This window comes from Algoriphagus halophilus (assembly GCF_900129785.1).
Classification (GTDB): domain Bacteria; phylum Bacteroidota; class Bacteroidia; order Cytophagales; family Cyclobacteriaceae; genus Algoriphagus; species Algoriphagus halophilus.
The window spans coordinates 1,042,585-1,064,643 of the sequence record NZ_FSRC01000001.1; the positions used below are offsets into that span (position 1 = coordinate 1,042,585).

The following is a 22,059-nucleotide window of genomic DNA, read 5'->3' on the forward strand; positions in this document are numbered from 1 at the left end:
CTCTAAGGTGGTGTTATAGCGCGTATTTCCTTTTTTAGAGTTCAATGGAGATTTTTACCTTCCCACCTAATCCTTTTTCAACAATTTCATAGAGGGTTTTCAGTGTCAAGTTACTTCCGTTGTTCTCCACCCTTGAAATGTAGGTTCTTTTCTTATCCACCAATTCCGCTAATTGCTCTTGGGTGAGATTTTTGTCCTCTCTTGCCTTCTTTAATTGCAAGCCAATTTTGAATGACTCAACATCCCTTTCTAATTCATCCCTGCGTTCGGTTCCTTTGACCCCGTACACATCATCTTTGATATCTTTCCAGCTCTTTGTATTCATTTTCCTTTCTTTTTTCCTTTTTTAACTTCCTTTTCAGCATAATATTCATCCATCAGTTTGGCAGCCTTTTCGATTTCCTTGGTTGGTGTTTTTTGGGTTTTCTTTTGAAAGCCATTGAGAAGTATCACTAGCTTTCCTTCATCGAAAAAACAAAACACCCTCCATATATTAGATGCCAACTGAACCCTGGCTTCATATAGCCCTTTCTTTGTTTTGATAGCTTTCAGGTAAGTTTCTGGAACTCTTTCCAAAGTTTCAATCGCTTCAATGACCTTAAAAACCTTGTTTTGAACTTTTTCTGTTTGGGCTTTTAAAAAGTTCTCAAAATGGTCCTGATAAGCAATGACCTCCCTTACTTTTTCCATAACGTAAATGTAACTTAAAAGTTACTAATCTCAAATTGCGAAAGCCTATTATTTGAGTAATTGACTTTCAAAAACATCTTAGGTTAGTTTGAAATCCATTAATTCAATAGATTAAAATTAGGACATTACAATCCTCCTTTTTTCAATTTCTCAACAAGCCAAAAATTAAAATTGGCAAATAACTTACCAGAATATTTAACAAAGCTATGCTATACTTAAATTTTTGAATTTTAGCTACTCCAATAATTAGGAGACCAAATGACTAAAGCCAGAGCAAATAAATTATCCCATAATTTATATTTTCCAACTTTGGTTCTACCCCGAAAATAAAAATTGAAATTTGATAGATTAGGACAATATTCAATGGGAAAAACGAAAGGGAGCAAATATTGGACATTTTTCTTAGAGTGGATTCTCCTTTCCAAATCTTGCCACAAAATTTAATAAGTCCTGGTATAATTAAGCCAAGCATCAAGAAAGATAATCCAATACCTAAAGGCAATGCAAAAAAGAAAGCCCAAATCCTTCCTCCTTCATCAAAAATAGAGGCTATATCTGGATATGCATCTAACCCGAAGATTAAACCGTTTCCTATTATTGGCAGTATCAGAAAAGGTTGTTTTTCTCTACTTGCTAATTCTTCAAAAGTAACTCTAGGGTTAATCCAAATGCTTTTGTATGGATTCATGTTCTAGTATGCGCTATAACGACCAGCTATGATGAGTGGGGATTAGAAAGCACTAATCTCTCGTCTCGCACATAGCCACGCCTTGATTTAAATTTAAAACTTGTGGCGGCCTTTCCAAGTGCCGCCAAACTATCCTGACCGATAAAACCCCATTCATTCATAGCAAATGTTATGCACCTTTACCCTCTTCGTTCTTGCTATGTTGGGCAATAATGTTCGCCATTTTCTCATCTTGAGCCTGTTCCTTCTCCTTCTGAAATTTCTTAATCCAGAAAGCAATAGCAAAAACAGGAACTGAAAATGTTAAGAACCAAGGAGCAACTAAACCCGACTTAGAAAAGCCAGCTCCCAGAAGTTGAAAACTGATGAGTTGAAAGTCAAATTCGCTAGTTGTCCAGTTCAGTTTGAACTTGATAAATGTAAACAAGATTCCTATAATCCAAAGCCATTTACGTTTCATTGGTGTTCGAATAGCCGCTACTAAAGTGAAAATGACAAAACCAACGGAGGCAATAGCCAGGATGAAAAATATGTAGTTAATAGCAGGCTTTCCAGAAAACGTAAAGGCATGGATTTTCGACAAGGGTGCTTCCATCCATCTTGCGTCAAATCCTGTTACTGTTAGTTTGTTCCCTTCTTTTAAGATGTTGAAGAAGAAATAGATTGACTGTTCATCAAGTTCTTGTTCGTACTCAACAATATAGTTTGTTGTTGGATTGTCGCCCATGAAAGAAGTATATCGACCATTTATCATGTTCAGCGAGTCCAACTGTAGTGAACTGATTCCAGATGCAATGTTAGACATGAAGGTTCGGCCTTCTTCGTTCTGCATGTTCTCAGCGACTTTGGTTAGACATTCGTCAATTTGATTTTGTTGAATATCTGTGATGAATGTTCTTGCAAACTGATCTACTTCGGTTGGGACAATCTTGCTCAGTTCAATGTTCGGATTGCAGGAAATGAGAGTTCCGAGCATTAGGGCGGTTAGTATTCTTTTCATTAATTCGTCTTGTATTTATGGTGCATAACGGTTAGGCTATGCCCAGTAAGGGATTTCTAAGAGAAAACCTTTTGGATTGCACTGAGCCAAAGCGTTGCATTTTGTTTTTATCTTATTTATTTTAAAAGCCAAATCAACGATTTGGCGGGTATGTTATGACAGCCAACTTTTCAATTTAGCAATGAAACCCTTTTTGGGTATAGCCATTGTTGTATGCTGGCTTTTTTTAATTTTCAGATTGTCCTTTGACTCGATTATCGTTTTCTCTGTATCACCCCATTCCCATCTGTAAACGCAGATATCATCACTTTCACATTTAGGGCAAGTCTTTAACCAACTTTGGAATTTTGAAACTTCAATTTCGGATGTAGTCAAATACTTTTTAATTCTTATGCGTACAGATTCAATTTCTTCTGTATCTATCCAATTAGAAATTGGTAAGAGGTTTTCCAGTTCGTCTTTCTTAATCAAATCCGTTATCAGTTCTGGTAAAAATTTAAAAGAAAGATATTGTTCAATTTGATTTTCATCTAGCCTTGAATGTCCGCAATTTCTGCATCGCCATCCACTCATTTGCCCAGTTCCGTATTGGTAAAATTTTAATGATGTTGGTGCAGTGTCAATCCGGTGTTTCGCTAAACTCCAACATAGGTTTTTGATTGTGTCAAATACTTGGTTGTTCCAAATACCCAGTTTGTCAGTTCCACCAACATATAAGTCATTTATCGACCCCATTCCACCGTACGCACCTAGATGATGTTTTACATCTTTTTTAGACTCCCACAGTTCAATATCCGTACTTATCCAATTAGCCCAATGTGAATTATCAGACTCTTCCAAAAGTCGTTTTAATATTCTTAATGATATTTTATAATGGTCTGTCATTCTGCTTGCATACAACGGTTTGTGTATGGTGTCGTAGCATCCCACAGGGTGCTATGCACCATACACATTGTTGTGTTTTCGTGCTTTATTTTCAGGTGTTATTTCAACTCTAGTTGATTCCAATTACAGCCCAATGTTTTTTGGTGGATACTTTTTGAATGTTGCCGCATGCGATTTCAACTGTGCACCTAAAGAAGCTAACCAGGCATTTCTACGATGCCCTACAGGCATTTCTTCTTTTGGGTCTATGTATAAATTGAACAGCCAAGGTGCTAGGCCAACATCCTGAATAGTTGCATAGTCAATCCACATATGAGGTGCTTGTGGGATAATGACTTTAATGTGTTCTTTGTATTCTCGCATTCGAATGCCCATCAGTTCAGTACCCCACCAAAAATAAACCGATTCCCGATTCCCCTTTCCATTATCGTGAAACAGGAAACTTGATTGGTCAATAAAATCATAATATCTGTCATCAGGGAGTTCGTCTTGAGAAATGCCTGCAAGGCGTAGGCTAGTGCCGAACAGATCCATTAAATCAAAAACATCATCACTTGCTCTTCCAGGGCTTATCATTCCTTTCCAATAGGCAATACCCGGTACGCGAACACCACCTTCGAATGTTGTTCCTTTAGCTCCTCTAAACGGAGTATATCCACCATCTGGCCAGGCATCCATTTGCGGGCCGTTGTCTGAAGTGACGAAGACAAAAGTGTTTTCTAATTCACCTGCTTCTTCCAATGCTTTAAGAATTCGACCAATATGCATGTCTACTTCAACAACAGCATTTTTATAGGGGTATTTGGCAGCACTAAGCCCTGGATAATCAGGGTTGTCAAAATTATCGGCATGCACTTTCATAAAGCAATGCTCAATAAAGAAGGGCTTATCCGATCCAGACAATTCCTTAATCTTAGAAATGGTAAAATCGGCCAATTTATGGTCAGCACGTCCCATGTCTCCCAGGCTTTTGATTTCCTCCAGTTCGTTGGTTGTCCCGTCTTTAAAGCCATGCGTCAAGTGATTAGCTGGACGAATAGTTTCAAACGCTTTAATAAGTTCTTCATTAAGCACCAAATCAGGGAAACGTCTTGGGTCAATTCCTTGAGTAATCTCTTTTTGGGCCGGATAATAGCCGTAATATTCATCAAAACCTACATCGTGCGGGCGCATGCCTTCAGCTTCACCCACATGCCATTTTCCTGTAAGCAGGGTATAATAGCCGTTGTCGCTCAGTAGTTTGGGTAGGCTTACTTCATCGGCCCATGGATTCTTAGTTATCTTATCGCCTGCCAATATAGGACGAGTTAATCCCGTGCGAACAGGAAGCCTTCCTGTTAAAATGGCTGACCGTGTTGGGGTACAGGTTTGTTGGGAATAACAGGAGGTCAATTTTAAACCTTCAGCAGCCAGTTTATCCATTGCTGGTGTCGCGGCACCAATAGCAGCTCCACCTCCATAAGCGCCAGGTTCTCCATACCCCAAATCATCAATAATGATCCATACTATATTTGGTTTCTTACCCGTTTTTTTCTCAAGCTCAGCTAGTTTTTGAGTTATGTCTTTATCTTGTTCAGGGTGAGGAATCGAGGGTTCAAAATTCTCGACCGTCTTAATCGCTCGATTAAAACTTTGGGCGTTTGATTCAAAATATCCTATAACCAGAAAGAGTCCGATTAACGTTAAATGGAGAGCTTTTCTTTTCATATTATTACCATTTTATATTTAATCTTGCATGAAACACAACGTTTTGCAGCTACCCGAAGGTGGTGATTTCGAAGCACTTCACTGTCATGCAGGCAGAAACTTTGATAGAAGCACAAAGCTTGATTTAACCACTGAACCGCCACTTTTGGGTAGGTGCTGTTATGCACAGTAGCTTTTGATTATTGTTTCTGATTCTCTTTTCATTTCTTCGAATGTCCTTACAAATTCGTCACACCGTTCTTTTGCAATTGGGCTATTCTTTTTTACAAATCCTGCTCGTTTGCCTAAAAATTCAAAATTGTCCTGATAATCCCAACATAAGTCCCACGAACAGCCTTCAAAGTTCGGAAAAGCTGCTTGAAGAAAGGCATATTCATTTGTCTTAAATGTTGCCCGTCCAATTTTAATTTTCTTTAATTTTTTCAAATGTAGTATTGGTAGAAATGAAGGAAATTCTGTCTTGCTAATAATAAAACCTAATGAGAAAACTTCAAGGTTTGGAAGTCCCTTTAAGAACTCAAAGTTTTCTATCGGTTGATTCCAGTCAAGTGTTCCGTCAATATGTAAATACCTTAAACTATTAAGTCCTTTTAATCCGTCAAAATTTGAAACTCTACGCAGATTCTCAAAATGCAAAGATTTTAATTTTGTCAATTTAATTAATGGTGTCAAGTCTGAAAAGCCAGAAACGTATTCAAGTATAACTTCTTCTAAATTTATTAGGTCACCAAGAAATTCAATGTCCTTAGCTCGGAAAAATGTTACCCTAATTCTTTTGAGATTTGTCAATTTACGAATTGCTTGAACTTGTTCTTTACTTGGGTCGTGTAGAGTCATTTCTTCAAGATTTTGACATTCAAAAACTTGTTCCCAATGCTCTTTTTCTTGAGTCTTACTTATGGTTAAGATTTTCACTTCGTCTTTGTTTGCAATTTCAAAGTCCGCTATAAATGCAAATCTTTCTCTATTTGGAATTGTCGTCCAATAGTCGCCCGTCCTGTCTAAAAAATCTCCAAAATGATGTTTCATTGTCGTGTCTTGCTATTGTGCATAACGGTTTGGCTAAAGCTAGTGCGGCTTTGCGTGAATTCTTAAAGAACCGAGATCGACATTGTCAACCGTATCATAGTCTGCCGAAGGCGAAATGACCGCATTAGCTTTAGGTATTGTTAGCGCCAGTGTTTGTATTCATTTTTTGATTTTCAAGTCGCCTGAAATTGGATAGGTTTTAGTTATATCGTTAAGCTGTCTTACCATTTCGGAAATAATTGTCTGGTCAAAATTTATCTCAAAATCAAGTTTGTTTCCTATTCCTGCATCGTCCATTACAGAGCAGTCAGCTTCAAAATGTCCGATCCCATCTCCTTTAATTTTTATTTCAACCTGTCCTTCCATTGTATTAAAGGATGCCGTTCCGTCCAACTTGTCATAAAGCTGCGAAAGACTTTTTTTGAATCTTTCAAAGTCAGTAGTCATTAAGTCACACTCAAATTGTCCTGAGAAACCACCTGCCTTGACGATCACATTTGATTTAATCCAATTCCTGTCCCAGTCGAGTTCAGCGTTTGGATAATTCAAATTCATCAATTCAATTCTAATGAAGTCTCCGCTGTCCTTTAGTTCAAAATATATTGTTTCGTTGTCGGTCATTTTACATTGGCGCTAACGTTTGTATATCCCCAATTGGGTATATCATCCGAAATAGGATCGGTATCCACAGGTAGTTGGTGATATTTCTCATTTATGTTAACTTAGTAAACTTAGTTAAATGTCCAATTTATCCAAGGGACTTTGTATTTGATCAAATCCTTTTGTGGTAATATGGGTGTAAATTTGTGTTGTTTTTGGGCTTTCATGCCCCAACAAACTTTGGATGTATCTGAGATCAGTACCATTCTCCAAAAGATGGGTAGCGAAGGAATGCCTTAGTGTATGAGGTGTTACTTTTTTTCTGATGTTGGTTTTTGATACTGCTGCCTTTACAATGGATTCAATACTGGTAGTGGAATATTTTATTGGTTTCTCTTTTGTACTCCCTTGTCCCTCGAAAAGGTAATATATAGGTCTTTCTCTTTTGATGTATTCCCTTAAAATTGTTAATGTTCTTTTTGATAATATCGTGTACCTGTCTTTTTTACCTTTGGCTTGTTTGATGAATATCTGCATTCTCTTGGAATCTATGTCATTGATCGTTAAATCAATTAATTCGGATACTCTCAATCCTGCAGAATAGATGGTCATCAAAATTGCTTTGTGCTTTAAGTTTTTCGTTGCATTAAAAATGGATATGATTTCTTCCTGACTGCAGACTGTGGGTAATTTTTTTTCTCTGATTGGCCGATCCACATGGTAGAATTTACGCTCGCCACCTTTTACTTTTTCAAAATAAAATTTAATTGCATTGATCGCTTGATTTTGTAATGAGCTTGAAACTTTCCGCTCCGTTACCAAATATCTTGAAAATTCCAATATTTCTTTCTCGCCTAAACTGTCTATTTCAAGATCTGGAAAGTGGTTTATAAACTCTTCAAAAAGGGGGATGTAAGCTCTTATAGTACTTGGGCTATATCTCCTTTCTTTAAGCTTGTTCACATAGGCCTCTGGACATTTTTTATAATCTGGAATAGATAAAGGACTGGTTTTTGGTTTTATTTTATTCGCTTTTTCCTGCTTAAAGATGAGTTTTAAACCTAATTCTTCAATTTTCTTTTTTACTTCTGCTTCATACTGCTTGGAATAAGGAATTGTCCACCATTTGTTTTGAGTGTCCCATTTGTAATAGGGTATTGTTTTGAGATACCTAATTAGTTCAATTTTAAAACCAAAAATCAATTTGATGCGTCCACTGTTGGCATGCACCATTACTACCTCATTTTCCTGAATGACGCCTTTTTTGGTAACTGGGCTTGATATTTCTAAGTGGATTTGTAGTATTGAAATCCTGTTACCAAAATACCCCTTTACCTTTTCCAGATTCCCAGGATAATGGGGGATTTCCCAAAGAAAAAGATCTTTATTCCAACGTGAATAAAGAATGCCTCTCACAAAGCTGATATCAGCTTCATTTTTTGGCATTTTCAAGAGAATCTTTCTCCCCTTTACTTCTATTTCAACTGCTTTATTCATTAAAAAAATATTCAAAAGTTGCGTATATACAGCTATATGGTAAATATGCGAAATAATTCTAAATAATTAGTTCATCTATTAATTATTGTATTATTGATATCGTAGTTATTCCTTGAGTAGTTAATTCGAGATTTATGTTCTTAGATTTAAATTACAAGCTGAACTGAATTCCCTGAATTCAGGTTTACCAATCTTAACGCACTATTTCATGGCTAAAAAAGCAGCACGCAAAGTGACCATGGGTCAGGTATTTAAAACCATCATCTGGCCCAGAAGAAAGCATTTATTTTTAGGTCTTTTTTTGATCATTATCAGTAGACTCGCCAGCCTAGTGCTCCCAGGAGCCAGTAAATACCTGATAGATGATGTGATACCCAGCAATGACCTGACCATGCTCAAATGGTTGATTATTGCCGTTGTGACCGCCATCGTGATCCAGTCGGTCACCTCTTATGCCCTGACTCAAATCCTGAGCGTGGAAGCACAAAACCTGATCGCCAAGTTAAGGTCCCAGGTCCAAAGTCACATCATCAAACTTCCTATCCGATTCTTTGATAATACTAAAACTGGAGAATTGGTGTCCAGAATCATGTCGGATGTGGAAGGAGTGAGGAACCTGGTCGGAACGGGCTTTGCCCAAATGGTAGGGGGGATCTTGACGGCTATCATTTCGCTGTTTTTACTGATCAGCATATCTCCTAAAATGACCTTGTTTGTGCTGCTTCCTGTGGTGATTTTCGGTTTGGTGTCCTTAAAAGCCTTTGGAAGAATCCGACCGATATTCAGGGAAAGAGGAAAGATTAATGCGCAGGTGACAGGAAGGCTTACCGAAACCTTGGGAGGAATACGAGTGATCAAAGGATTTAATGCCGAGCAACAGGAAATCAAAACCTTTGCCAGAGGGGTAGAAGAGCTGTTTTTGAATGTAAAGGCAAGTTTGACGGCTACCAGCTTTGTGACTTCTGCAGGAGCCTTATTGCTTGGGCTAGCTTCTGCAGGGATCATGGGTTTGGGCGGTTATATGATCATGCAAGAGCAATTGACATTTGGGGATTTCCTGGCTTTTACCCTTTACTTGGGATTTATGATTGCTCCGATTGTTCAGATGTCAAACATTGGAAGCCAGTTGACTGAAGCTTTTGCAGGATTAGATAGAACTGAGGAAATCATGAATACTCCTTTGGAGGCAGACGATAACCTGAGAACTTTGTCTTTGGCCAAAATTAAAGGAGATATGGTTTTTGACCGAGTTTCTTTTTCTTATGAAGAAGGAAAAGAGGTGGTGAAAGAGGTAAGTTTTGAAGCACCTGCTGGATCTGTGACTGCCTTGGTAGGGACTTCAGGTTCAGGAAAGACTACTATTGCCGGACTGGCAGCTACGTTCTTAACTCCAGACTCTGGTAGTATTTACCTGGATGGAAATGATTTGGCTACGGTGACGCTGGACTCTTTCAGGGCCCAATTGGGTGTGGTATTGCAGGATGATTTCCTCTTTGAAGGGACTATTCGGGAAAATATTCTGTTCCCAAGACCTGATGCCTCGGAGGAACGATTGCTTCAGGCAGTTCATGCAGCACATGTACAGGAATTTACAGATCGCTTTGAAGATGGTTTGGAAACCTTGATAGGAGAACGAGGGGTGAAGCTTTCCGGCGGACAGCGACAAAGAATTGCCATTGCACGAGCCATCTTGGCTGATCCAAGAATATTGATTTTGGACGAGGCTACTTCAAATTTGGATACGGAATCAGAAACTTTGATTCAAGCGAGTTTAAAAGACTTGATGAAGGGAAGAACCACCTTTGTGATTGCACACCGATTGAGCACGATCAGACAGGCAGACCAGATTTTGGTGATCGAACAAGGCAAGATTGTAGAAAGAGGGAAGCACGAAGAATTGATTGCTTTGGAAGGAAGGTATTATCAATTGTATACTTATCAGGCGAGAATATAGGATATAAGATGTATGATGTAAGAAGTCATAAATCAGTTTAGAGTGTTCAGGTCCCAGTATTCAGAACTAAAAGTTAAGAGTAAGACTGCCAACTCCCCCTTTGAAAAGGGGGTAGGGGGATTGATAGTTGAAGTGAGAAGTAGGTAGTACGAAATAGGAAATCTGAAGTATTGAGAACTGCCAACTGAATACCGACCACTAACCACTGATTCACATTTCCTTGATCAAAGGGATTATATCTGAAATCTGTTCGGCTTGATAAAAGTGTTCGTGTTCAATTTCATGGTGGATCATTTCATGCTTCCACGTCACATGAAATGGGATATGAATGGCATGACCCCCGAGTTTTAATACAGGGAGTATATCTGATTTTAAGCTGTTTCCCACCATTAAAAATTCGGATGGATAAACATCCAAATGCTTGATGAGCTTTAGGAAATCAGTTTCCTTTTTTTCGCTCATGATTTCTATATGATGGAAATAAGCCTCTAAACCTGATTTCTTGAGTTTCCTTTCCTGATCTACCAAGTCGCCTTTGGTAGCCATTACCAGTCTATAATCCGAACTCAGTTCTTTTAAGACCTGCTCTACTTCGGGAAGCATTTCCACTGGTTTACTCATCATTTCTTTTCCAATATCCATGATTCGCTCTATCATGCTTAATGGAATGTTCTTTTCAGATACCCGAATGGCGGTTTCAATCATAGATAGCATGAAGCCTTTGATGCCATAGCCATAGATGTTAATGTTTTCAATCTCAGTATGATATAATTCCTTTAAAGAGCTGTGTTGAGGCATGAAATCCTCTAACATCTCCGTGAATTTTTCTTCAGCCTCCCGAAAAAATGGCTCATTGACCCAAAGGGTATCATCTGCGTCGAAAGCGATAACTTTAATCATGAAATTTTAAAATTGAGATGTTGTAAAAATTGAGGATTAGGGAATAAAATGATTAGTTCCATTTTAAAAATAAAGATACTTTAAAACCAAAAAATCATTCGATTGTTCAAAATAGATAGCTTTTGATTAAAATTGCTTTCTAGCCCTCCTCTTGTGATCACGATTCATCTCCTACCAAGGTTCAGGGCAGGTGGCAATGGACTTCGAAATTGTTTACACAGGGTTACGAGCTTCGTTCCTCTGCTTTTCACCCTGTGCCAATGACATTTAATCCCGAAGAGGTTTTGTTGCCAACGATTGATTAATTGGTATAACTACCCACTGTGATTGCCTACTGCCCACTTTCCAAAGACTGCATCCAATCCAACAACACCTCTCTCCATCCAGAAACAGGGCCTTTACCTAGGCCAAAGCCGAAACCATGTCCACCGGTAGGATAGATATGCAGTGAAGCAGGAACTCCCTTGGCATGAAGGGCTTTGTAATATAAAAAGCTGTTTTCGATCGGAACCCCTTTGTCATCCTGTGCATGTACCAAGAACGTAGGAGGGGTGTCTTCAGTGACGTTCAGTTCACCCGAAAAACGATCGATCAACTCTTGTGGAGCGTTTTCTCCGATTAAGTTTCTTCTAGATCCTGAATGGGCACTGGCATCCCTGAATGAAATAACCGGGTAAGCTAAAATTGAAAAGTCTGGACGTGCCGGTAATGCATCGATCGCATCTTTTGGTCTATCCACCTCATGCTCATATTGGGTACTTGCTGTCGAGGCTAAATGTCCACCAGCAGAGAATCCCAAGACACCGATTTTGTCTGGATCTATTTGCCAGTCGTTTGCATGATGTCTTGCCAGTCGAATAGCTCTTTGTGCGTCGAGTAAGGGAACCTCCTTCCCATCTGTCAGTGATTTGGAATCGGGGAGTCTGTATTTAACGACAATTCCAACTATTCCTTGGGTGTTTAGCCATTTGGCAAAATCCCTTCCTTCCCAGTCATAAGCTAGAATATGGTATCCACCTCCAGGAAAAATGACTACTGCTTGTCCTGTTCGTGATTGCTTACTTGGTAAAAAGACTTCAATCTGAGGAATCTGAACATTTTCAATTCGAATAATTCCTTGCTCCACGGCTTTTTCTTCCAAACCCATATCCGTTTGAAGGGGTGGAGTGCCTTCCCATAGTGGTAAAACGATTTCTTGAGCAAAAGAACTGCTAAAGGTCATACTGAGTAAGAGACCGAAAAATAGTGATTTCATAGGTTCATTTATTGGGCTTCAATTGGAAAGATAAACTCTCCAAACAATTTGGTTTTGAGGGTTTAAAATACTCATTTATTTGAGTTCTTTGGTAGTTTTTGGTCCCGCTATTTTGAAAGAGTTAGTTTTTGTATCTATTTCTAATCCCCATCTTTCCAAATTGGGTAGTTCCAAACTTTTTTCCCGGTATTCATCTGGAGTCATAATGGGAATCCCATAGATGATCGGAAAATACCGTTGGCAGGATTCGCAAGTGAGTAATCCTTCTATGATTTCCTGATACTCAGTTTCTTGGATGACTTGGATCTTTAAGTCGCTTTTGTCAAAAGGACAACAAAGTTTATCTACTAATTTTCGATTCATGTAAATGCTATTTAAGTTGTTGGAGATAGGTTTGGACAGCCATTTCAGGGTCTGTAGAGTTTAAGATTCCGGAAATAACCGCAATTCCTTCGAAGGAGAAATGGCTAAGTTTTTCCAGGTTCTCTGGGTTGATTCCGCCTGAAAGGAAGATCGGCAATGAAGTCAATTTCCTGGCTTGCTGGATACTTTCAGGGTGAACTAACTCACAGGTATCAACTGAGGAAGAAGGGAATACTGAACAAAAGCTGATGTATGATAATTGATTTTCCTCCGCCCATAAGATCAGTTCCTCTTGATTGCCTACAGTTAGTCCAATGATTTTACTTTTTAAAGATTCCCTTATTAGCTCAAATTCTTCTGGTACTTTGTCTAAATGTACCCCATCCAAATTGCACTTTTCGGCTAATTTCCAATCCTCATTGATCAGTACTGGAACTTGATAAGTCTGTGCAATTTTTTTGATATCCTGACAGAATTTGATCTTGTCTTGTTCGGTGACTTGTTCAGGCCAGTGATTCCAAATTTGAAGTAGTTGAACCCCTCCTTTGAGTGCTTGTTGGGTTTTTTCAAGTAGTTCTAGCCAGGGTTGATTTGGATCCAGAACCAAATATATTCCTTCTAGTTTTTTCATGTCATACCTTGTTGTAAAGCTTTGAAGAATGCTCCCCAATAAGGGTCAATTCCATTGAATTCAAAATTTGATGATCCACCGGACTTATCTAGTAAGGTATTCTTAGGACTATTTGTGAAAGTACCAATGGAAACGGCCGGAATTCCTTCATCTTTTAATCGGTTGATGAGTTTATTTTCACTTTCCGGGGTAACCGCCATAATCATAGATCCTGCTCCAATTGAAATAAGCGGGTCGATCCCGAAAAGTTCGGACACCTGTTGAACTTCCGTTGGAACAGGTATATCTGCAACATTTACAGTGAAACCCAAACCAGAGGCACTGGCCATTTCCTGAATTGCACCTAAAATCCCTCCCTCCGTAACATCATGCATGGCATGTAGCTCTTGGTGTGGAGTGAGTGTTTGATGTGCTAATCTTGCTTCCTTCAATACGGAAAGTTTCCAGAAGTTATCCGCCGCAGTTTGTTGGATCTTTTTTCCCAAAGCAGACTGAACTGTTTCCGGAAAGGACATAGCCAAGAGTGATGTAGATGAAATAGCTGCATGTTTGGTGAGGATAATAGCATCTCCATCTTTGGCTAATGAGCTAGTTAGAATTTGGTTTTTGGGAGCTTTCAAAAAGAAAGTACCCCCTCCGGAAATGGTAGATTCAATTCCAGGGATTTGCCCGGTATGCCCACCTGTGATGCTGATCTCCATTTCCTCACAAAGGGAATGAATATGTTGCCAATATTCCTGGAAATCTTCCCTGCTTAAGCTTAATGGTAAATTGAGCACAAACTGAGCATATTGTGGTCCGAAGCCCGTTGTACTCATATCATTGGCCAATAAATGTACCGAAAGCCATGCAGAAACCTTCATTCCCAGACTTGGGATCAATGAAAGAGGATCGCTCGAAATGGCCAAGGCATCTCCATTTCCAATATCCACCATGGCAGTATCTACTCCGAACCTGGGCCCATGAATGACCTCTTTTCTTCCAGCTCCACAGAAGTTTAAAACATCTTCTTTAAACACCTCCGAGCTGACTTTACCCGCTGAATTCTCAAAAGCTCCCATTAGACATCCAATAATTGAACATGGAACCCAAAGAAATCACCATAGGGGATTTTCCATTGTTTTTTAGGGAACCATTTTGGCAATCCAGTGGCGTTCCATTCGATTTTGTATTTCCGGTCAGGCAAGGCTTTTGCTACCAATGCTTCCAGGGATGCGGGAGTATAGAAATGGGCAGTCACATAATAATTGTTTCTTCCGAAAACCTGCTGGACTTTACGTCGGAGTAGTTTGGGGGTATTTCGGTTCATCATTCCAAAAATGATCCCATACTTTCCTACTCGAACCGCTTCTTGGATTACCTGAATAGGGTTTTTGTAATATTCGAAGGTGGTGACAAAAGCCAATGCATCAAAGGAATGATCCTTGAAAGGCATATGATGTGAATCAGCCATCACCAGGTCTCCGTCAAATAATTGTACCCCTTGTGCCAACATAAAAGGAGAAATGTCTCCTCCGGTAGCTTCCAATCCGATTTCATGCCACCAGCGGGTAAATCGGGTAGTTCCGCAACCAAATTCCAATAAGGTTTTCACCCGATGATCCTGTTTGATGAGTTCCTCCAAGGTCTTTTTTTGCCAGACTTCCTGGAATTTATAAGGGCCCTCGTAGTAATCTTCGTAATGGTCGGTATCATCCCGGTTGAAAAACCATTCTTTTCTACCTTGCCAATTTCGAAGCCCATCAGGAGCTACTTCAAATTTTTCTTGTTTGATCAGTTTACTCATTCGTCTATGTTCATAGACCTGAATGAATCCCAGAAATGGAGAGAAAGTGAAAAATAAGGAGGTTCACAATTCCTACGCTGGCATTATCCAGATCAGGTTTTCGGGTATCATCTCAGCCTTTTGGGCACCCCGTTGTAAATTTTGTTCTACACAAAGATAGAAAGAAGAAGGAAAGGGAAAAGTCTTTCCGCTTTTGAATTCAAATACCTGACTTAGGCTTTAAACTCAAAAATTTTCTCAGTAATCGCCCATCTCCAATTAGCCGGAGTACCTGGGAGATTGGTCTGATATTGTCCAAGGAAGGTCTCCCATTCCTGCACTTTTGGATTGCTCTCATCTAGTTTTGCCTTCTTTTCGAAAGAGAAATCCTCGTCACCCACCAAAATCATGGTTAGTCGGTTCTGCCATCGGTATATGCTCATTTGCAAAACTCCAGCAATCCGAATACTTTCAATGATTTCTGGAGCCACTGCCTTATGACATTCCACATAAGCTTGAATGGCTTCTTCTTCATTTTTCAGGTCGCAGATCAGTACATATGTTTGGGTTTTCATTGGGCAGAAGATTTTACTCGAACACTAAACAATCCTACAAATACAAAACAGATTAAAGGAAGAATAAAGGAGAAATTGACCTCAGGTACCCCTAAAATTAGCGTGTCATCGTAACCTGCCCCTCCAATATCCATGATCATTCCTTGTAAGGTAGGCATGATAGCACCTCCCACAATTGCCATTACTAAAAAGGCAGCAGCAAACTTGGAGTCTTCTCCAAGACCTTCCAAAGCGATACCATAAATGGTTGGGAACATCAAGGACATAGCAAAGGAAATCGCTACCAAACTATACAAACCTAACATCCCGGGAAGGAATATGGCTCCAGCAGTAAATAGAATGGCTAATACAGAGAATATGGCTAGTAACTTTGCCGGAGCAAAAAACTTAAATAAGTAGGTACAAATCCATCTTCCAATTAAAAATACCACCAAAGCAGAGTACCCATAATTCACTGCAGATGCATTGGAAATCCCTAATACTTCGGCGTATTGGTAGATATAGGTCCAAACCATGATCTGAGCACCTACATAAAACATTTGTGCAAAAGTTCCTTCCACAAAATTCCTTTTGGCCAATAACCTTTTCATGGTAGCAGCAAAGTCAATTCGGTTGTTAGCGTCTTTGCTTTCGGGCATTTTGGCTAAAGCAATGATGACTAAAATGGCCAAAACCACCAAACCAAGCATCACATAAGGATTTCGTATGACCATCAAATCCGCAGTTCTGATCACGGCCTTGGCGGATTCATCCAAGGCCGTGAAGATGATATTTCCATCCGCATCTGTTTCATTGGATTGGAGGGCATTTAGGATGAATTGTTTGGCTACAAACAAGCCTGCCAAAGCTCCCATTGGGTTAAAGGCCTGGGCTAAGTTCAATCGTTGGGTAGCGGTGGCTTCTGGCCCCATAGCCAAAATATAGGGGTTGGCAGTGGTCTCCAAAAAAGCCAAACCAAAGGTCAAGATGTATAAGGAGGCCAAGAAGAAACCATAACTTTCCCAAGCTGCAGCTGGGTAAAATAGGAGGGCTCCGAATCCATACAGACCAAGTCCTAGTAGAATACCTGTTTTGTAGGAGTATTTTTTAATAAAAAAGGCAGCGGGAAGTGCCATGGTAAAGTAGCCTCCATAAAATGCCATTTGTACCCAAGATGCCTGGGTGTTATTCAATTCCAACACTCTTTTAAAGGCTGCCACCATGGGGTTGGTGATGTCATTGGCAAAACCCCATAAAGCAAAGAGGGAGGTGATCAGAATAAATGGAAGAATTAAATTTTTGGGGACTAGGGCAGGTTTTTGGGTTGGGTTGTTCATTAAAGAGATCGGTCAAGGTGGGTATATCCTCCATCCACAAACAGGTGTTGTCCTGTCATATGGGAGGCTTTGTCAGAAAGTAAGAAAATGCTCATGGTAGCGATTTCCTCTGGAGTAGTCATTCTATTTCCTAAAGGAATATTTTTAGTAATATCCGCTAGCTTCTGTTCTGGGTTATCAAAAGTTTGAATCCAGTTTTGATAAAGGGGAGTGTAAACCTCAGCAGGGATTACCGCATTGACTCTGATTTTATATTTCAGTAATTCCACTGCCCATTCTCGGGTCAGGGACAATTGTGCTCCTTTGGCAGCGGTATAACCGGAAGTTCCTCCCTGGCCTGTAACCGCAGTCTTACTACTGATATTGACAATGGCTCCTTGCGTTTTTTTCAAATGAGGAAGCGCATAATGGGCCAGCTGGTAATAGTGGAATAAGTTTTTGGAAACTGAATTGGCAAATGCTTCTGGGGAACCATTTTCTAGGCCCACGCTATCGTTGGCGCCTGCATTATTCACCACACCGTCAATCCTTCCAAATTTCTCAATGGTCAACTTGACCGCTTTTTCGGCATCACTTGCTTCCAAGAGTCTGATAGGAATTTGAAGTGCTTTCATGGGGGCACGTTCTAAAATCAACTCTCCTTCCTCGATGGAAGGGTCAATGATGATCGGGATCGCTCCTTCATCAATCAATCCATTGGATATTGCTCCTCCAATTCCTTTGGCACCACCACTGATGATGATGACTTTATCTTTAAGATTTAAATCCATTTTGGGTTGTATTAATCTATATTATTCTTTTATCCCGTAAAAATCCACTGCATTTTCACCCATAATTAATTTTTTCTCAGAAGGTGAGAGCTTGTCGGTAAAACGATCTACCAACTCAAATACTTGTTCATATCCTGCAGCGACCAAACATACCGGCCAGTCGGAACCAAACATCAATCTCTTGGGACCAAAAGCCTCCAAAACAATCTCCATGTAATTTTCAAAATCATGGGGTTTCCATGTTTTCCAATCCGCCTCGGTGACCATACCGGATAGTTTGCAGGAAACATATTCCCGCTCTGCGATAGGGGCAAGTTCCTTTTTCCATTCTCTCCAGATTCCCAGCTTAATATTGGGTTTAGCCAAATGGTCAATGACAAATGGTTGCTCTGGACTTCGTTTCAAAAAATGAAGGGTAGCTTCCAGTTGATTAGGAAAGATCAGAATATCATACGTATATCCCCGCCTTCCTATTTTTTCAATTCCACGGATAAACTCTTTTCTAAGCATGTATTCCACCGGTTTGTCTTGCAAAACTTCCCGGTATCCTTTGAGCTTTTTGTGTTTGGAAAACTGGTCAAGATCCTTGTCTAAGGCATCACTACCTAAATCGGCCCAACCTACTACTGCTTTGATTTCCTTGAACTCCTCCGCTAAATCAATTAAAAATGCGGTTTCATAAAAACTTTCATCAGCCTGAACAGCCACACAGCCATCGAGCTGATGTTGGGAAAGTAAAGGGATCAGGTCATCCGGAAGAAAATTCTTCTGGATGACCTTCATATCTTCATTGATCCACTGATGTTTTTGTGGATTATACTTCCAGAAATGCTGATGAGCATCTATTCTCATGCTTCCGGATCATTGACTGCCACTTGCTTGGAAACGCCCAATCCATCGATTCCTAGCTCCACTACGTCTCCCTCCGCCAAATATCTTGGTGGGTCAAAGCCTAACCCTACTCCGGCTGGGGTTCCGGTGGAGATTACATCTCCAGGCAATAAAGTCATGTATTGACTGAGGTGTTCGATGAGGGTAGGTATATCAAATACCAAATCAGAAGTATTGCTGTCCTGAATCGTTTCCCCATTAAGCTTCAGCCAAAGTCTCAAATTATGAGGATCAGGAATCTCAGTTTTGGTAGCCAAAAAGGGGCCTAGTGGAGCAAAATTGTCCGCACTTTTACCTTTAACCCACTGCCCACCATGTCGAAGTTGAAAATCTCTTTCACTGACATCGTTATGTAAGCAATAACCTGCTACATAATCCATGGCATTTTCCTTACTGACATACTTGGCTCTTTTTCCAATCACTACCGCCAGTTCAACTTCCCAGTCAGTGGCAACGGAATTCTTTGGAATATAAATTGGATCAAATGGTCCGCATAGGGAAGAAGTAGCTTTCATAAAGATGATTGGTACCTCGGGAACTGGCATACCTGATTCAATGGCATGTTTCCTGTAGTTTAATCCAATGCATACAATTTTGGAAGGTCTGGCAACAGGAGAGGCAATTCTACTACCTTCAGGGATTTTAGTTAAGGTATCGAGGTTTGCTTCTAACCAAGCATCCAATCGATCGAGCCCATTTTCAGCAAAGAATTGCTCGTTCCAATCTTCGAGGAAGCCAGAACAATCCAGGTAGTTTCCTTCTTCATCTATAATTCCTGGCTTTTCCTGACCAGTGTCTCCAAATCGTATCAGTTTCATAATCTAGTGTCTAGAATTTAGTAAAAGGTATTTTGAATTGAGTATGTAGAATTAGTATCAAGAATTAGGGTAATGAACAAATGCCATATCGTCGATTGGATAATAGTCTATATTCCTAAATCAAGCATGTAAATTCAATTTATTTTACATTTTAAGTCCTAAGAACCCTCCGTCAATAGGAATATTGGTGCCTGTAATAAAGCTACCGGCATCAGAACTCACAAAATAGGCAAGGTTCGCAATTTCTTCTGGGCTAGCCATTCTTCCAATAGGTTGCGTTGCAGAAAGTTTTTCAAACATTTCCTTTTCCTGACCTGGATAGTTTTTGGCTAAAAACCCATCCACAAAAGGAGTGTGGACTCTTCCCGGAGATAGGCAATTGCATCTAATTCCATCTGCCACATAATCTCTGGCAATACTTAAAGTCATGGAATAGGCAGCTCCTTTGGTCATGGAATAGGCGAAGCGATCCGGAATCCCAATGGTCGCAGCAACAGAAGCCATGTTTAAAATAGACCCACCACCATTCTCTTTTAACTTAGGTAAGGCCGCTTTGGTACAGTTAAACATGCCTTTTACATTGACTTGAAATACTTTGTCAAAGTCTTCTTCAGAGGTGTTTTCAACTTTTCCAATATGGGATATCCCCGCATTATTAATGAGCACATCGATTTTTCCAGGAATGCTTTTGATGGCATTCTCAGTTTCTGAATAGGATGCTAAATTACATTTGATAAATGTGGCAGATTTTCCCTCGGCAGTAAGTTCTTTACTAATGGTTTCTCCAGCATCGTTGAGATCCAAGAAATACACATGACTTTCCTCCGAAGCAAATTTTTTTACCATTGCCAGACCTATACCACTGGCTCCTCCGGTTATTACTATGGTTTTATTTTTCATGATTTGAATAAAAAAAATTAAGATAATGTCGCTTTTTACCAACCGCAACGACTTTTGATTTTAAGCTACAGTTTTACTGTTTCACCGGTCTTTACCGATTCATCGCACGCAAAAGCGATCTTTAAACTGTTTAGGGCATCATCCAAATGATCATCCAAATTAAGGTCATCCCGAATAGATTTCAAAAAGAAAGATTGCTCTCGGTTACAAAGCTCCTGATGTCCAGGTTCATCCTTCATATCAATCCATTCGTCTTTTTTAGTAAACTTGTTTTCTGCATTGATGTCGGCATGGTGGACTCGAATGGATTCTGTTTTGGTATGGCTATCCACATCATCAGATTTTCCGGATGACCCGGCTTCTTTGGCAGTAATTGAAACCGATCCATTCGGGCCAAAAACATCTTTGACAAAGAATGCTGTCTCGCTGACCATTGGACCCCAACCTGCTTCATACCATCCGACAGAACCATCTTCAAAACGGATCTGTAGTTGACCATAATTGTAATTGTCATTGGCTATGGCATCGGTTAACCGGGCACCGATTGCAGATACAGATTTGGGCTTAGAACGGGTCATTTGACACATCACATCGATGTAATGGACTCCGCAATCCACAATGGGACTCAGGCTTTTCATCAGGTTTTTATGGACCTCCCACATATAGCCTTGGCTTTGCTGGTTCAAGTTCATCCGCATCACCAGAGGTTTTCCCATTTTTTGGGCTTCTTCTATAAATCTAATCCAAGAAGGATGATGTCTCAAGATATATCCTACGACCACCTTTTTGTTCTTTTCCTTTGCTTTGGCAATGATCTTTTCACAACCCAATACAGAATCGGCCAATGGTTTTTCTATAAAAACATGGCAATCAGCTTCCAGGGCAGCTAAAGCAAATTTTTCATGGGTGTCCGGATAGGTGCTGATGCAAACCGCATCTGGCGAAGTTTTTTCTAATGCAGATTCAAAATCTTCAAAGAGAGGATAGGCTGCTTGCAATTTTTGATTGAGTTTTTCTTTACTGTTTCCTCTGGCAACCAATCCGCAAATTTCAAACTCAGGAAATTGATGGTAAGCGGCGGCATGAGAAGCTCCCATGTTTCCGCAACCAACCACTAATATTTTGATGGGTTTCATGGATTTGAATTTTTAAGTTTTTCGATTTTGGAAGGAGATAGGTATTTGATTTTAATTTTCATGGTAACAGGCTTTAATGGTTCATCTTTGTCATCAGTTTCTAAATGAGCGATGGTTTCCACAACATCCATTCCTTGGACCACCTGACCGAACACGGTGTAATCTCCATCTAAGCGATGAACTCCTTCCGGATTTTGAATGATGTAAAATTGACAGCGCGCACTGATTTTTTCAGGATTTCCATCTCTTCCTGCACCTACAGCGCCATAAACATGGGTGAGTTCTGGAGTGATTTCCGGAGCAAGTAAATATTCAAGATCATTAAAGCCTTCTTCTGTATCAGGACATCCACCTTGATTGACAAAATTGGGTATGACACGGTTGAAAGTAAGTGTATCCCAATAGCCTGCATTTGCCAATTCAATGAAACTATCACGATGGTGAGGAGTTTGATCTGCAAGGGAAATTAAGATTTTTCCATAAGGAGTTTTGATCTCTCCAATTGGTACCTTGTTTGAGGTTTGACTAAAAGTTAAAGAACAAACCAACCAAACAAATAGTAAAGTCAAAATGCAGTGTTTATTTTTCCGGGACATTTCAATTTGAAAATTAAGCGTTGTAATAAATCTAGGTATGAAAATGGGGCATTTTGATCTGTTTTCAATGGGTTAACTAATATAATTCGTGCA

The 22,059-nt window shown here is 39.8% G+C and carries 24 protein-coding genes and 1 riboswitch; of the genes, 1 reads left to right on the top strand and 23 read right to left on the bottom strand.

Features of this window, described 5'->3' with window-relative positions:
- Positions 1-34: 34 nt before the first annotated feature.
- The 9 genes from BUR11_RS04435 to BUR11_RS04475 form a co-directional block, all read right to left on the bottom strand.
- Entirely contained in the window at positions 35-325 is a 291-nt protein-coding gene (locus tag BUR11_RS04435) for a helix-turn-helix domain-containing protein (protein ID WP_074223599.1), read from the bottom strand.
- Positions 322-690, bottom strand: a complete 369-nt coding sequence (locus BUR11_RS04440; RefSeq protein WP_074223600.1) for a type II toxin-antitoxin system RelE/ParE family toxin — start codon at positions 688-690, stop codon at positions 322-324. Before BUR11_RS04440 ends, BUR11_RS04435 begins: the two co-directional genes overlap by 4 nt.
- A gap of 262 nt (positions 691-952) precedes the next feature.
- Positions 953-1,378: a YIP1 family protein gene (locus BUR11_RS04445; RefSeq protein WP_074223601.1), complete on the bottom strand. Its 426-nt coding sequence runs from the start codon at positions 1,376-1,378 to the stop codon at positions 953-955.
- A gap of 169 nt (positions 1,379-1,547) precedes the next feature.
- Positions 1,548-2,378 (bottom strand): hypothetical protein, encoded by an 831-nt coding sequence (locus tag BUR11_RS04450; protein WP_143185833.1) that lies wholly within the window; start codon positions 2,376-2,378, stop codon positions 1,548-1,550.
- A 153-nt stretch (positions 2,379-2,531) separates the two neighbouring features.
- Positions 2,532-3,263 carry a DUF6966 domain-containing protein gene (locus tag BUR11_RS04455; RefSeq protein WP_143185835.1) on the bottom strand — a complete coding sequence of 244 codons (732 nt, stop codon included), beginning with the start codon at positions 3,261-3,263 and terminating at the stop codon, positions 2,532-2,534.
- Positions 3,264-3,386: 123 nt separating this feature from the next.
- Positions 3,387-4,970 carry a sulfatase-like hydrolase/transferase gene (locus tag BUR11_RS04460; protein ID WP_143185837.1) on the bottom strand — a complete coding sequence of 528 codons (1,584 nt, stop codon included), beginning with the start codon at positions 4,968-4,970 and terminating at the stop codon, positions 3,387-3,389.
- Between the two features lie 159 nt (positions 4,971-5,129).
- The gene (locus BUR11_RS04465) at positions 5,130-5,999 is read right to left on the bottom strand and encodes a leucine-rich repeat domain-containing protein (protein ID WP_074223604.1); all 870 of its coding nucleotides are present in this window, start codon (positions 5,997-5,999) and stop codon (positions 5,130-5,132) included.
- A gap of 159 nt (positions 6,000-6,158) precedes the next feature.
- Positions 6,159-6,620 carry a WapI family immunity protein gene (locus BUR11_RS04470; RefSeq protein WP_074223605.1) on the bottom strand — a complete coding sequence of 154 codons (462 nt, stop codon included), beginning with the start codon at positions 6,618-6,620 and terminating at the stop codon, positions 6,159-6,161.
- Positions 6,621-6,734: 114 nt separating this feature from the next.
- Positions 6,735-8,096 carry a tyrosine-type recombinase/integrase gene (locus BUR11_RS04475; protein WP_074223606.1) on the bottom strand — a complete coding sequence of 454 codons (1,362 nt, stop codon included), beginning with the start codon at positions 8,094-8,096 and terminating at the stop codon, positions 6,735-6,737.
- A gap of 208 nt (positions 8,097-8,304) precedes the next feature.
- On the opposite strand from BUR11_RS04475, the gene BUR11_RS04480 reads away from it, so the two are divergent.
- Positions 8,305-10,050, top strand: a complete 1,746-nt coding sequence (locus BUR11_RS04480) for an ABC transporter ATP-binding protein (protein ID WP_074223607.1) — start codon at positions 8,305-8,307, stop codon at positions 10,048-10,050.
- A 210-nt stretch (positions 10,051-10,260) separates the two neighbouring features.
- Here the strand turns inward: BUR11_RS04480 and BUR11_RS04485 are convergent, their stop codons facing one another.
- The 14 genes from BUR11_RS04485 to BUR11_RS04550 all read right to left on the bottom strand — a co-directional run bounded on the left by BUR11_RS04485 (position 10,261) and on the right by BUR11_RS04550 (position 21,939).
- Positions 10,261-10,950, bottom strand: a complete 690-nt coding sequence (locus BUR11_RS04485) for an HAD family hydrolase (RefSeq protein WP_074223608.1) — start codon at positions 10,948-10,950, stop codon at positions 10,261-10,263.
- Positions 10,951-11,281: 331 nt separating this feature from the next.
- Positions 11,282-12,205: an alpha/beta hydrolase gene (locus tag BUR11_RS04490; protein ID WP_074223609.1), complete on the bottom strand. Its 924-nt coding sequence runs from the start codon at positions 12,203-12,205 to the stop codon at positions 11,282-11,284.
- Between the two features lie 75 nt (positions 12,206-12,280).
- Positions 12,281-12,568 carry a Trm112 family protein gene (locus tag BUR11_RS04495; RefSeq protein ID WP_074223610.1) on the bottom strand — a complete coding sequence of 96 codons (288 nt, stop codon included), beginning with the start codon at positions 12,566-12,568 and terminating at the stop codon, positions 12,281-12,283.
- Between the two features lie 7 nt (positions 12,569-12,575).
- A complete protein-coding gene (locus tag BUR11_RS04500; RefSeq protein ID WP_074223611.1) occupies positions 12,576-13,199 on the bottom strand; it encodes a thiamine phosphate synthase in 624 nt (207 codons plus the stop codon).
- Positions 13,196-14,260, bottom strand: coding sequence for an AIR synthase family protein (locus tag BUR11_RS04505; protein WP_074223612.1), 1,065 nt, complete (start codon positions 14,258-14,260; stop codon positions 13,196-13,198). The genes BUR11_RS04500 and BUR11_RS04505 overlap by 4 nt, the downstream gene beginning before the upstream one ends.
- Complete coding sequence (locus BUR11_RS04510; RefSeq protein ID WP_074223613.1) at positions 14,260-14,985, bottom strand: class I SAM-dependent methyltransferase; 726 nt, start codon at positions 14,983-14,985, stop codon at positions 14,260-14,262. The genes BUR11_RS04505 and BUR11_RS04510 overlap by 1 nt, the downstream gene beginning before the upstream one ends.
- 52 nt (positions 14,986-15,037) lie before the next feature.
- A riboswitch (TPP riboswitch) is annotated at positions 15,038-15,127 on the bottom strand.
- A gap of 70 nt (positions 15,128-15,197) precedes the next feature.
- Complete coding sequence (locus BUR11_RS04515) at positions 15,198-15,539, bottom strand: L-rhamnose mutarotase (RefSeq protein ID WP_074223614.1); 342 nt, start codon at positions 15,537-15,539, stop codon at positions 15,198-15,200.
- Positions 15,536-16,855 carry an L-fucose:H+ symporter permease gene (fucP, locus tag BUR11_RS04520; RefSeq protein WP_074223615.1) on the bottom strand — a complete coding sequence of 440 codons (1,320 nt, stop codon included), beginning with the start codon at positions 16,853-16,855 and terminating at the stop codon, positions 15,536-15,538. Before fucP ends, BUR11_RS04515 begins: the two co-directional genes overlap by 4 nt.
- On the bottom strand, positions 16,855-17,625 hold the full coding sequence (locus tag BUR11_RS04525; RefSeq protein ID WP_074223616.1) for an L-fucose dehydrogenase: 771 nt from the start codon (positions 17,623-17,625) through the stop codon (positions 16,855-16,857). Before BUR11_RS04525 ends, fucP begins: the two co-directional genes overlap by 1 nt.
- Before the next feature lie 21 nt (positions 17,626-17,646).
- A complete protein-coding gene (locus BUR11_RS04530; RefSeq protein ID WP_074223617.1) occupies positions 17,647-18,477 on the bottom strand; it encodes an amidohydrolase family protein in 831 nt (276 codons plus the stop codon).
- The gene (locus BUR11_RS04535) at positions 18,474-19,334 is read right to left on the bottom strand and encodes a fumarylacetoacetate hydrolase family protein (RefSeq protein WP_074223618.1); all 861 of its coding nucleotides are present in this window, start codon (positions 19,332-19,334) and stop codon (positions 18,474-18,476) included. Before BUR11_RS04535 ends, BUR11_RS04530 begins: the two co-directional genes overlap by 4 nt.
- Positions 19,335-19,478: 144 nt before the next feature.
- Positions 19,479-20,234 carry an SDR family NAD(P)-dependent oxidoreductase gene (locus BUR11_RS04540; RefSeq protein WP_074223619.1) on the bottom strand — a complete coding sequence of 252 codons (756 nt, stop codon included), beginning with the start codon at positions 20,232-20,234 and terminating at the stop codon, positions 19,479-19,481.
- A 65-nt stretch (positions 20,235-20,299) separates the two neighbouring features.
- Complete coding sequence (locus BUR11_RS04545) at positions 20,300-21,370, bottom strand: Gfo/Idh/MocA family protein (protein ID WP_074223620.1); 1,071 nt, start codon at positions 21,368-21,370, stop codon at positions 20,300-20,302.
- Entirely contained in the window at positions 21,367-21,939 is a 573-nt protein-coding gene (locus tag BUR11_RS04550) for a peptidylprolyl isomerase (protein ID WP_234982093.1), read from the bottom strand. Before BUR11_RS04550 ends, BUR11_RS04545 begins: the two co-directional genes overlap by 4 nt.
- Positions 21,940-22,059: the final 120 nt, after the last annotated feature.